General features: G+C 69.9%; 8 protein-coding genes. 6 read left to right on the top strand and 2 right to left on the bottom strand.

The annotated features are described in order from the left end of the window. Positions 1-152: 152 nt before the first annotated feature. Entirely contained in the window at positions 153-3,161 is a 3,009-nt protein-coding gene (locus ACFT32_RS41080; RefSeq protein WP_382499392.1) for a bifunctional [glutamine synthetase] adenylyltransferase/[glutamine synthetase]-adenylyl-L-tyrosine phosphorylase, read from the top strand. Between the two features lie 48 nt (positions 3,162-3,209). Here ACFT32_RS41080 and ACFT32_RS41075 read toward each other — a convergent pair whose 3' ends face one another. Both ACFT32_RS41075 and ACFT32_RS41070 read right to left on the bottom strand, forming a co-directional pair. Then, positions 3,210-4,091 carry a phosphatase PAP2 family protein gene (locus ACFT32_RS41075; RefSeq protein WP_382499391.1) on the bottom strand — a complete coding sequence of 294 codons (882 nt, stop codon included), beginning with the start codon at positions 4,089-4,091 and terminating at the stop codon, positions 3,210-3,212. Between the two features lie 96 nt (positions 4,092-4,187). Next, positions 4,188-5,222: a LacI family DNA-binding transcriptional regulator gene (locus ACFT32_RS41070; RefSeq protein WP_382499389.1), complete on the bottom strand. Its 1,035-nt coding sequence runs from the start codon at positions 5,220-5,222 to the stop codon at positions 4,188-4,190. Positions 5,223-5,622: 400 nt separating this feature from the next. On the opposite strand from ACFT32_RS41070, the gene ACFT32_RS41065 reads away from it, so the two are divergent. From ACFT32_RS41065 to ACFT32_RS41045, 5 genes are all read left to right on the top strand, one after another. Further along, entirely contained in the window at positions 5,623-6,891 is a 1,269-nt protein-coding gene (locus ACFT32_RS41065; protein ID WP_382499387.1) for an extracellular solute-binding protein, read from the top strand. Between the two features lie 128 nt (positions 6,892-7,019). After that, positions 7,020-8,024, top strand: coding sequence for a carbohydrate ABC transporter permease (locus ACFT32_RS41060; protein WP_382499385.1), 1,005 nt, complete (start codon positions 7,020-7,022; stop codon positions 8,022-8,024). A gap of 13 nt (positions 8,025-8,037) precedes the next feature. After that, entirely contained in the window at positions 8,038-8,955 is a 918-nt protein-coding gene (locus ACFT32_RS41055; RefSeq protein WP_382499383.1) for a sugar ABC transporter permease, read from the top strand. 175 nt (positions 8,956-9,130) lie between these two features. Then, the gene (locus tag ACFT32_RS41050) at positions 9,131-10,813 is read left to right on the top strand and encodes a glycoside hydrolase family 13 protein (protein WP_382499634.1); all 1,683 of its coding nucleotides are present in this window, start codon (positions 9,131-9,133) and stop codon (positions 10,811-10,813) included. Positions 10,814-10,932: 119 nt separating this feature from the next. Next, complete coding sequence (locus ACFT32_RS41045) at positions 10,933-12,306, top strand: alpha-amylase family protein (protein WP_382499381.1); 1,374 nt, start codon at positions 10,933-10,935, stop codon at positions 12,304-12,306. The last annotated feature ends 137 nt before the right edge of the window (positions 12,307-12,443 follow it).

The following is a 12,443-nucleotide window of genomic DNA, read 5'->3' as shown; positions in this document are numbered from 1 at the left end:
CGCCGAACTCATCGGAGCCTGACCCGGGCTCTGCGGTTAGGCTCAAAGCCGTAAGACCTTGATCCGAAGAAGAACGAAGCAAGACCGAAGCAAGCGAAGCAGGACCGAAGCAAGACCGAAGCAAACCGACGCGAGTCCGAGGGAGGCCCGGGATGACGGCGGCGCCGGGGCGCAGGAGCAGTACCTTCACACGGCTGCTGCGGCACGGCTTCACCGACGCCTCCGCCGCCGAACGGCTCCTGGACAGTGCCGAACTCGTGCCCCTGCGCGACGACCCGGTGCTGCTGGAAGCGCTGGGCGGGACCGCCGACCCCGATCTCGCGCTGCTCGGACTCGTCCGGCTGCTGGAGTCCCAGCCGAACCCCGGCGCCCGCCGGGAACTGCTCGACACGCTGATCGCGGCCAAGCCGCTGCGCGACCGGCTGCTCGGAGTGCTCGGCGCCTCCACCGCCCTCGCCGACCACCTCGCCCGGCACCCGGACGACTGGCAGGCGCTCGTCATGTACGAGGCGTACGACCTGCACCCCGGGGTGGAGGAGTTCGAGGCCGGCCTCGCGGAGGCCACCGACCCGGTCTCACTGCGCGTCGCCTACCGGCGCTGTCTGCTGTCCATCGCCGCCCGGGACGTGTGCGGCACGACCGGCGTCGCCGAGTCCGCGGCCGAGCTCGCCGACCTCGCCACCGCCACCCTGCGCGCCGCCCTCGCTCTCGCCGAGGCCGCCGCGCCCGAGGACGCCGCCCTGTGCCGGCTCGCCGTCGTCGCGATGGGCAAGTGCGGCGGCCACGAGCTGAACTACGTCTCCGACGTGGACGTCATCTTCGTGGGGGAGGCCACCGAGGGGGCCGACGAGACCAAGGCCGTGCGGGCCGCGACCCGGCTCGCCTCGCACATGATGCGGATCTGCTCGGAGACCACGGTCGAGGGCTCCATCTGGCCCGTGGACGCCAATCTCCGGCCCGAGGGCAGAAACGGTCCGCTCGTGCGGACCCTCTCCAGCCACCTCGCCTACTACCAGCGCTGGGCCAAGACCTGGGAGTTCCAGGCGCTGCTCAAGGCCCGCCCGGTGGCCGGCGACCTGGGCCTCGGCGAGGAGTACGTCGCCGCCGTCCAGCCCCTGGTGTGGAAGGCCGCCGAGCGCGAGAACTTCGTCCCCGACGTGCAGAAGATGCGCCGCCGGGTCGTGGAGAACATCCCCGTCGCCGAGGTCGACCGCCAGCTCAAGCTCGGCCCGGGCGGCCTCAGGGACGTCGAGTTCGCCGTGCAGCTGCTCCAGCTCGTGCACGGCAGGACCGACACCTCCCTGCGCAGCGGTACGACCCTCGACGCGCTCAAGGCCCTCGCCGCCGGCGGCTACGTCGGCCGCGCGGATGCCGCCCAGCTCGACGAGGCCTACCGCTTCCTGCGCTCCATGGAGCACCGGATCCAGCTCTTCCGGCTGCGGCGGACCCACCTCGTCCCCGAGGACGAGGCCGAGCTGCGCCGCATCGGCCGCTCCCTGGGCCTGCGCGCCGACCCGGTCGCCGACCTGCACCGCGAGTGGCGCCGGCACGCCACCGTCGTACGCCGGCTGCACGAGAAGCTGTTCTACCGGCCGCTGCTCGACGCGGTCGCCCAACTCGCCTCCGGAGAGGCCCGGCTCAGGCCCGAGGCGGCCCGGGAGCGCATGGTCGCCCTCGGCTACGCCGACCCGGCCTCGGCCCTCCGTCACCTGGAGGCGCTGGCCTCCGGCGTCACCCGCAAGGCCGCCATCCAGCGCACCCTGCTGCCCGTCCTGCTGGGCTGGTTCGCCGACTCCGCCGACCCGGACGCGGGCCTGCTCAACTTCCGCAAGGTGTCGGACGCCCTCGGCAAGACGCCCTGGTACCTGCGGCTGCTGCGGGACGAGGGCGCCGCCGCGCAGAACCTCGCCCGTGTGCTGTCCGCCGGGCGGCTCGCGCCCGACCTGCTGATGCGCGCCCCGGAGGCGGTGGCGCTGCTCGGCGACGGGGACGGCGGCGGTCTGGAACCGCGCTCCCGCACCCATCTGGAGCAGGAGATACTCGCCGCCGTGAAACGGGCCGACGGGGCCGCCCAGGCGGTCACCGCCGCACGCGGGGTGCGCCGCCGCGAGCTGTTCCGTACGGCCGCCGTCGACATCGTCGGCTCCTACGGCACCGAGGAGCAGCCCGCCGAGGCCGACCAGGGCGCGCTGGTGGACCAGGTCGGCGGCGCGGTGTCGGACCTGACGGCGGCGACGCTCGCCGGCACCCTGCGGGCCGTGGTGCGGGAGGGCTGGGGCGACAGTCTGCCCACCCGGTTCGCGATCATCGGCATGGGCCGTTTCGGCGGGCACGAGCTGGGCTACGGCTCCGACGCGGACGTGCTGTTCGTGCACGAGCCCCGTGACGGCGTCGACGAGCAGGAGGCCGGGCAGGCCGCCAACAAGGTCGTCTCGGAGATGCGCCGCCTGCTCCAGATCCCCAGCGCCGACCCGCCCCTGCTCATCGACGCCGACCTGCGCCCCGAGGGCAAGTCCGGGCCGCTCGTGCGGACCCTCAAGTCGTACGAGGCGTACTACCGCCGGTGGTCCCTGACCTGGGAGTCGCACGCGCTGCTGCGGGCCGAGCCCGTCGCCGGGGACGAGGACCTGGGCCGCCGGTTCATCGAGCTGATCGACCCGCTGCGCTACCGGGCGGACGGGCTCGACGACGAGGCCGTACGCGAGATCCGGCGGCTCAAGGCCCGGATGGAGTCCGAGCGGCTGCCGCGCGGCGCCGACCCCAAACTCCACGCCAAGCTGGGCCCGGGCGGTCTGTCCGACGTGGAGTGGACCGTGCAGCTGCTGCAACTGCGGCACGGCTCGGCGGAGCCGGGCCTGCGCACCACCCGCACCCGGGAGGCCCTGGCCGCCGCCCGCACGGCCGGGCTGATCACGGAGGAGGACGCCGCGACCCTGGACGAGGCCTGGGTCCTCGCGACCCGCGTCCGCAACGCGGTGATGCTGGTCCGCGGCCGGGCCGGCGACACATTCCCCACCGAGCCCCGCGAACTGTCGGCCGTCGGCCGCTACCTCGGGTACGGCCCCGGCCACGCGGGCGACATGCTCGACGCCTACCGTCGCACGGCGCGCAGGGCCCGGGGCGTGGTGGAGGAACTGTTCTACGGGGTGGCAGAGCGCTAGGGCCTCGTTCGGATCACGCCGCAGACGCGGGGTGATCCGAACGGGGCCCTAGTCCGACGGCCCCCGGCCGGCCCCCACCCGCACGCGGTGCCCGGGCGAGGTGGGTTTCGTCGGGACCAGGCGCGGCAGCGCGTACGGCTGGGTGCCGTACCAGAGCCTCGCCACCGTGAATCCGAAGGCCAGGCAGAGCAGGCCGCCCACCGCGTCCAGCCAGAAGTGGTTCGCGGTGGCGACGATGACCACCAGGGTGAGCGTCGGGTACAGCAGGCCCAGCACCCGCACCCAGGGGACCGACGCCAGCGCGAAGATCGTCAGGCCGCACCACAGCGACCAGCCGATGTGCATCGACGGCATCGCGGCGTACTGGTTGGACATGTGCTTCAGATCGCCGGACGCCATCGATCCCCAGGTCTGGTGGACCATGACGGTGTCGATGAAGTCGCTGCCGTTCATCAGGCGCGGAGGCGCCAGCGGATACAGGTAGTAGCCGACCAGGGCGACGGCGGTGGTCGCGAACAGCACCAGCCGGGTCGCCGCGTACCGGCCGGGATGCCGACGGAACAGCCACACGAGCACACCCAGCGTCACCACGAAGTGGAGCGTCGCGTAGTAGTAGTTCATGCCGATGATCAGCCAAGTCACCGCGTTCACGGTGTGATTGACCGACTCCTCCACGGCGATGCCCAGATGGTGCTCGGCCTGCCAGATCCAGTCGGCGTTGCGCAGTGCTTCGGCCCTCTGCTCGGGCACGGCGTTGCGGATCAGCGAGTACGTCCAGTAACTCACCGCGATCAGCAGGATCTCGAACCAGAACCGGGGCCGGCGCGGGGTGCGCGGACGGTGCTGCGAACCCGGGCCGCTCTCGGCCGTAACGGTCTGCGGAAGGGCCGATTCCCGGCCTTCCGGCTTCGTCACGGTCGTATCACCCATAGGCGCAAAGTCTGCCAGAAAAGGACTTCCCCACCGATCATCCCTCGGCCGGGCCCGGGCCGCATGTTCTCCCAACGGCGAGATCAGGCCACTACGTCAGGAACGACCGCGGTCCCCGGGTGCCGAGGCGGTCGAACCGCGCACCACCAGCTCCGGCATGAACACGAACTCGCTGTGCGGGGCCGGAGTCCCGCCGATCTCCTCCAGCAGCGTGCGGACCGCCGCCTGGCCCATCGCCGGGACCGGCTTGCGGATCGTGGTCAGCGGCGGATCGGTGAAGGCGATCAGCGGCGAGTCGTCGAAGCCGACCACCGAGATGTCCTTCGGCACGTCCAGGCCCAGCTGCCGGGCCGCCCTGATCGCGCCCAGCGCCATCATGTCGCTGGCGCACACCACGGCCGTGCAGTTCCGCTCGATCAACGCCGTGGTCGCGGCCTGGCCGCCCTCCAGGGTGTAGAGCGAGTGCTGGACCAGCTCCGTCTCCACGGCCTCGGCGCCCAGGCCCAACTGGTCCTGCATCGTGCGCACGAACCCCTCGATCTTGCGCTGCACCGGCACGAACCGCTTCGGCCCCAGGGCCAGCCCGATCCGCTGGTGCCCCAGGGACACCAGATGCGTGACCGCCAGGCTCATCGCGGCACGATCGTCGGGGGAGATGAACGGCGCCTGCACCTTCGGCGAGAAACCGTCGACCAGCACGTACGGCACACCCTGCGCGCGCAGCCGGTCGTAGCGCTGCATGTCGGCGGTGGTGTCCGCGTGCAGCCCGGAGACGTAGATGATGCCGGCGACCCCCCGGTCGACGAGCATCTCCGTGAGCTCGTCCTCCGTGGAACCGCCCGGCGTCTGGGTGGCGAGGACGGGGGTGTAGCCCTGCCTCGTCAGAGCCTGGCCGATGACCTGCGCCAGGGCCGGGAAGATCGGGTTCTCCAGCTCCGGGGTGATCAGGCCCACCAGGCCCTCGCTGCGCTGGCGCAGGCGCACCGGGCGTTCGTAGCCCAGCACGTCGAGGGCGGCCAGCACGGACTGGCGAGTGGTGGCGGCGACGCCCGGCTTCCCGTTGAGGACGCGGCTGACAGTCGCTTCACTCACCCCCGCCTGAGCGGCGATGTCGGCAAGCCGTGTGGTCACAGCACTGGACTGTAGCGGCCGGGGACCTCCTTGCACACCGACGGGACGCCTGGTGCGTGCCGTCCCACGGCCGGCTGCGGGTTGCTGGGTCATCGCGGTCCCCAAAAGTCGAGAAGAGGTCGTGGCCGGCGTCCGATCCGCAACGGATGATTCCCCCGACGGAAACGGATGGCAAGTGCTTGCAGAGTCTTGCACAGCTGTCCGACTGCCCGCCGAACAGCCGGAAATCAAGGCTGCGGGGCGGTCGAGGGGAGGTCACGGCGGGATAACCATCGGCATCGCTTGCAACTTTTTGCTGCAAGGTCTTTCGCAAGTCCTTGAAGCGCGGCTAATCTCACCGACGCCCGGCGGCCAACGGCGCAGTCGGCAGCACGAACGGGCTGACCCTCAAGGAGAACTCATGCGGCGTGGCATAGCGGCCACCGCGCTGGTGGCGTCCCTCGCCCTGGCGGCGACGGCGTGCGGCGGAAGCGACAGCGGCGACGAGGCCGACGGCCCGGTCACCATCACCTGGTGGGACACCTCCAACGCGACCAACGAGGCGCCGACGTACAAGGCCCTGGTCAAGGAGTTCGAGGCCGCCCACAAGGACATCAAGGTCAACTACGTCAACGTCCCCTTCGACCAGGCGCAGAACAAGTTCGACACCGCCGCCGGTTCCAAGGGCGCCCCCGACGTGCTGCGTTCCGAGGTCGGCTGGACCCCCGCCTTCGCCAAGAAGGGCTTCTTCGCACCGCTCGACGGCACCGAGGCCCTCGCCGAGCAGGACAAGTTCCAGCCCAGCCTGATCGAGCAGGCCAAGTACGAGGGCAAGACCTACGGCGCCCCCTTCACCACGGACACCCTCGCCCTCGTCTACAACAAGGCTCTGTTCAAGAAGGCCGGCGTCGAGGCCCCCAAGACCTGGGACGACCTGAAGAAGGCCGCCGCCACCGTCAAGGACAAGACCGGCGTCGACGGCTACTGGGGCTCCACCCAGGCCTACTACGCCCAGAGCTTCCTCTACGGCGAGGGCGCCGACACCGTCGACGTCGACGCCAAGAAGATCACCGTCACCTCGCCCGCGGCCAAGAAGGCCTACGGCACCTGGCAGGGCCTGTTCAAGGGCAAGGGCCTGCACAAGGCCGACGCCACCGCGGACGCCTACGCCCACATCCAGGAGGCGTTCGTCAGCGGCAAGGTCGCCTCGATCGTCCAGGGCCCGTGGGAGATCACGAACTTCTACAAGGGTTCCGCCTTCAAGGACAAGAACAACCTCGGCATCGCCACCGTCCCGGCCGGCTCCACCGGCAAGGCGGGCGCCCCGACCGGCGGCCACAACCTCTCCGTCTACGCCGGCTCCGACGCGGCCCACCAGAAGGCCTCGCTGAAGTTCGTCAACTTCATGACCTCGGCGAAGGCCCAGGAGACCATCGCGCTGAAGAACTCCACGCTCCCCACCCGCGAGGACGCCTACACCGCCGAGGTCAAGGCCGACCCCGGCATCGCGGGCTACCAGGGCGTGCTGTCCTCCGCCCAGCCGCGCCCGGCGCTGCCCGAGTACAGCTCCCTGTGGGGTCCGCTGGACGACGAGCTGATCGAGATCGCCGGCGGCAAGGAGTCCCTGGACAAGGGCCTCGGCGACGCCGAGACCGCCATCACCAAGCTGGTGCCGGACTTCTCCAAGTGACCGCCGCGTGGCCGCCGGGTCCCCTCGGGGGGAGGGGACCCGGCGGCCGCCGTCCGCGCCTGCGCCTGAGCCCGGGCAGCTCCCCTTGGCCTCCCTGACCTCCTTGAACCTCCAGAAGGTGTCGAACCATGACAGTCGTCATCGACCGAGCGACCGGCAAGCGGCGCGGTGAGCGGGAGCCGCGCCCCGGGCCGGCCCAGCGGCTGAAGAACGGCTTCCACAAGCACTGGTACGCCTACGCGATGGTCGCCCCGGTGGCGATCGTCCTCGGGGTCCTCGTGCTGTACCCGCTGGCGTACGGCCTGTACCTCACGCTCACCGACGCCACCAGCCTCAACACCGCCCGCACGATCGGCGTCAACGAGATCGACGCCACCTACAAGTTCATCGGCCTGGACAACTACGCCGACATCCTGTGGGGCCCGACGGCGTACGACCGCTTCTGGTCGCACTTCCTGTGGACGGTCTTCTGGACGGCGGCCTGTGTCGCCCTGCACTACGGCATCGGTCTCGGGCTCGCGCTGCTGCTCAACCAGAAGCTGCGCGGCCGCACCCTCTACCGGATGATCCTGGTGCTGCCCTGGGCGGTGCCGACCTTCGTCACCGTCTTCGGCTGGCGGTTCATGCTCGCCGACGGCGGCATCATCAACTCCGGCCTGGACCTCCTGCACCTGCCGACGCCGTCGTGGCTGGAGGACACCTTCTGGCAGCGGTTCGCCGCGATCATGGTCAACACCTGGTGCGGTGTGCCGTTCATGATGGTCTCGCTGCTCGGCGGCCTGCAGTCGATCGACGCGAGCCTGTACGAGGCCTCCGAGATGGACGGCGCCAGCGCCTGGCAGCGGTTCCGCTACGTCACCCTGCCCGGCCTGAGGTCAGTCAGCACCACGGTCGTCCTCCTCGGCGTGATCTGGACCTTCAACCAGTTCGCCATCATCTTCCTGCTGTTCGGCAACACCGCCCCCGACGCCCAGATCCTCGTGACCTGGGCCTATCAGCTGGGCTTCGGGCAGCAGCCGCGCGACTACGCCCAGTCCGCCGCCTACGGAATCCTGCTCCTGTCCCTCCTGATCGTCTTCACCTCCTTCTACCGCCGCTGGCTGAACCGCAACGAGCAGCAGCTCGCGATCTGAGGCAGGAGTCCCCATGAGTACGACGAGTACGACCACCGTCGAGACCCCCGCCGCGGCCACCGAGCGGCGCCCCGCCGGCGACCCGCGCAAGGCCCGCCGCCGCGGCGAACAGAGCCGCGCGGCCTCCCTCGCCTCGCACGCCGTGCTGATCGGCGCGAGCCTGACCGCGCTCTTCCCGATCGCCTGGCTGGTCTTCCTGTCCCTCGGCCCGGACAAGGACGACTACCTCCACCCCGGGCGCATCTGGAGCAAGATGACGCTCGACAACTATGCGTTCGTCCTCCAGGACACGAGCTTCTTCGACTGGCTGACGAGCACGCTGGTCGTGGTGCTGGGCACGACGCTCATCGGCGTCGTCGTCGCGGCGTCCACCGGCTACGCCGTCTCCCGCATGCGGTTCCCCGGCTACCGGAAGCTGATGTGGGTGCTGCTGGTCACCCAGATGTTCCCCATCGCGGTACTGATCGTGCCGATGTACCAGATCCTCTCGGATCTCCAGCTCATCGACAGCTACCTTGGTCTCATCCTTGTCAACTGCACCACGATCGTGCCGTACTGCGCCTGGCTGATGAAGGGCTATTTCGACACCATCCCGTTCGAGATCGACGAGGCGGGGCGCGTCGACGGGCTGACCCCCTTCGGCACGTTCGCGCGGCTGATCCTGCCGCTCGCGAAGCCCGGCCTCGCGGTCGCGGCGTTCTACAGCTTCCTCACGGCCTTCGGTGAGGTCGCGTTCGCCTCGACGTTCATGCTGAGCGACGACAAGTACACGTTTGCCGTCGGTCTGCAGACCTTTGTGAGCGAGCACGACGCTCAGCGGAACCTGATGGCCGCGACGGCTGTGCTGATCGCGATACCGGCCGCCATCTTCTTCTACCTCGTGCAGAAGAACCTGGTGACGGGCCTTACCGCCGGTGGCACGAAGGGGTGACCTCCCTCCGTCGATCGGCCGCGGCGCCGTCGTGGCCGGTCGCGCAGTTCCCCGCGCCCCTCGGGGGCGCGGGTGTGGCGGCCGTGGTGCCCATCCGACCCCGCTGTGCCGCGGCCGCCCCAACATCCCGCCCACGCCTTCCATGACCGACATCCTGTTACGCATCAAGGACGACATGAGCCAGCAGCACTCCGCCGCCCCTGCCATGACCCCCACCGTCGTCAAGCGCCGCGACTGGTGGCGGGACGCGGTGATCTACCAGGTGTACCCGCGCAGCTTCGCCGACAGCAACGGCGACGGCATGGGTGACCTGGAAGGTGTCCGCACCCGTCTGCCGTATCTGCGCGACCTCGGCGTGGACGCCGTGTGGCTCAGCCCCTTCTACGCCTCGCCGCAGGCCGACGCCGGCTACGACGTCGCCGACTACCGGGCCGTCGATCCCATGTTCGGCAACCTCCTGGACGCCGACGCGCTGATCCGCGACGCCCACGAGCTGAGCCTCAGGATCATCGTCGACCTGGTCCCGAACCACTCCTCCGACCAGCACGAGTGGTTCAAGCGGGCCGTCGCCGAGGGCCCCGGCTCCCCGCTGCGGGAGCGCTACCACTTCCGTCCCGGCAAGGGGGCCGACGGCGAGCTGCCGCCCAACGACTGGGAGTCGATCTTCGGCGGCCCGGCATGGACCCGGGTCACCGAACCCGACGGCACGCCCGGTGAGTGGTACCTGCACCTCTTCGCCCCCGAGCAGCCCGACTTCAACTGGGAGCACCCGGCGGTCGGCGACGAGTTCCGCTCCATCCTGCGCTTCTGGCTGGACATGGGCGTCGACGGCTTCCGTATCGATGTCGCCCACGGTCTGGTGAAGGCGGAGGGGCTGCCCGACCTTGGATCCCACGACCAGGTGAAGCTGCTGGGCAACGATGTCATGCCGTTCTTCGACCAGGAGGGCGTGCACGAGATCTACCGGCAGTGGCGGCTCATCCTCGACGAGTACGCGGGGGAGAGGATCTTCGTCGCGGAGGCCTGGACGCCGACCATCGAGCGCACGGCCCACTACGTCCGCCCGGACGAGCTGCACCAGGCCTTCAACTTCCAGTACCTCAGCACCCACTGGGACGCCGGGGAGATGCGTGAGGTCATCGACCGCACCCTGGACGCCATGCGCCCGGTCGGCGCCCCCGCCACCTGGGTCCTGTCCAACCACGACGTGACCCGGCACGCCACCCGCTTCGCCAACCCCGCAGGGCTCGGCACCCAGATCCGGCTGGCCGGGGACCGGGAGCTGGGGCTGCGCAGGGCCCGCGCCGCGAGCCTGCTCATGCTGGCGCTGCCCGGCTCGGCCTACGTCTACCAGGGCGAGGAGCTCGGGCTGCCCGACGTCGTCGACCTGCCGGACGAGGTGCGTCAGGACCCGGCGTACTTCCGGGGCGCCGGCCAGGACGGCTTCCGCGACGGGTGCCGGGTGCCGATCCCGTGGACCCGGACCGGATCGTCGTACGGCTTCGGTGACGGGGGCAGCTGGCTGCCGCAGCCGGACGGGTGGGGCGAGCTGAGCGTCGAGGCGCAGACCGGGGAGCCCGGCTCGACCCTGGAGCTGTACCGGGCCGCGCTCGCCGTGCGCCGCGAGCAGCCCGACCTCGGCGCCGGTACGTCCGTGGAGTGGCTGCGGGCGCCCGAGGGTGTGCTCGCCTTCCGGCGCGGTGAGTTCGTGTGCGTCGCGAACACCACCGGGGAGTCGGTGGCGATGCCGGCGTACGGCCGGGTGCTGGTCGCGAGCGGCGAGGTCGTCCTGGTCGACGACGAGTCGAAGGTGCCGGCCGACACCACGGTGTGGTGGACCACCGGGGTCACCGCCTGATTTTCCTTTGAATTTCGTACGGCCCGCTGCCCTTTCGGGCGGCGGGCCTTTAACATCTGCGTCACCGCAAGGTTTCTGAACCTTGCAGCAAGAACCTTCAACGAAGAAGGAAACCCCACATGGCACGCAGATTCCTCGCCTCCGCCGTCGCGCTCGCCGCGGCTTCGGTTGTCATGAACCCAACCAGTGCGCAGGCCTCCCCACCTGGCACCAAGGACGTCACCGCCGTCCTCTTCGAGTGGAACTTCGCCTCCGTCGCCCGTGAGTGCACCAACACCCTCGGGCCCGCCGGCTACGGCTACGTCCAGGTCTCCCCGCCCGCCGAGCACATACAGGGCTCCCAGTGGTGGACGTCGTACCAGCCGGTCAGCTACAAGATCGCCGGCCGGCTCGGCGACCGCACGGCCTTCCGGGACATGGTGAACACCTGTCACGCGGCCGGTGTGAAGGTCGTCGCCGACACGGTCATCAATCACATGGCGGCGGGCAGCGGCACCGGCACCGGCGGCTCGTCGTACAGCAAGTACAACTATCCGGGCCTGTACTCCGCGCCCGACTTCGACGACTGCACGGGCCAGATCACCAACTACCAGGACCGCTGGAACGTCCAGCACTGCGAGCTGGTCGGCCTCTCCGACCTCGACACCGGCGAGAACTACGTGCGCGGCGCGATCGCCGGGTACATGAACGACCTGCTCTCCCTCGGTGTCGACGGCTTCCGCATCGACGCGGCCAAGCACATGGACACGGCCGACCTGGCGAACATCAAGTCCCGGCTGAGCAACCCGTCGGTGTACTGGAAGCAGGAGGTCATCTACGGCTCCGGCGAGGCCGTCCAGCCCACTGAATACACGAGTAACGGAGACGTCCAGGAGTTCCGCTACGCCTACGACCTCAAGCGGGTCTTCAACAACGAGAACCTCGCCTATCTGAAGAACTATGGCGAGGGCTGGGGCTATATGAACAGCGGCGTCTCCGGCGTCTTCGTCGACAACCACGACACCGAGCGCAACGGCAGCACCCTGAGCTACAAGGACAACGCGAACTACACCCTCGCCAACGTCTTCATGCTCGCCTGGCCCTACGGCGCCCCGGACATCAACTCCGGCTACGAGTTCTCCGACCATGACGCCGGCCCGCCCGGCGGCGGCCAGGTGAACGCCTGCTGGCAGGACGGCTGGAAGTGCCAGCACAACTGGCCGGAGATCAAGTCGATGGTCGGCTTCCGCAATGCCACGCGGGGCGAGGCCGTCACCGACTGGTGGGACAACGGGGGCGACGCCATCGCGTTCGGGCGGGGGAGCAAGGGCTTCGTGGCCATCAATCACGAGTCGGGCTCGCTGAGCCGGACCTACCAGACCTCGCTGCCGGCGGGGACGTACTGCAACGTGCAGAACAACACGACCGTGACCGTGAACTCCGCTGGTCAGTTCACCGCCACCCTCGGCGCGAACACCGCTCTCGCCCTCCACGCGGGCCGGTCGGGCTGCTGAGCGCGAGCGCCCCGGTGCGGTGCGTGAGGGATTGACGCTTCCGGAACGCTGCCCTACGTTCCCTCCACAGTGGCAACTCCCTGAACGCTGTTCAGCATCTCGAACACTCGCCCCCCGGAAACCCCGGGGGGCGACCT

Origin of the sequence: Streptomyces sp. NPDC057002, assembly GCF_042673825.1 — a bacterium.
GTDB lineage: Bacteria > Actinomycetota > Actinomycetes > Streptomycetales > Streptomycetaceae > Streptomyces.
This window is presented reverse-complemented; position numbering and strand designations above follow the sequence as displayed.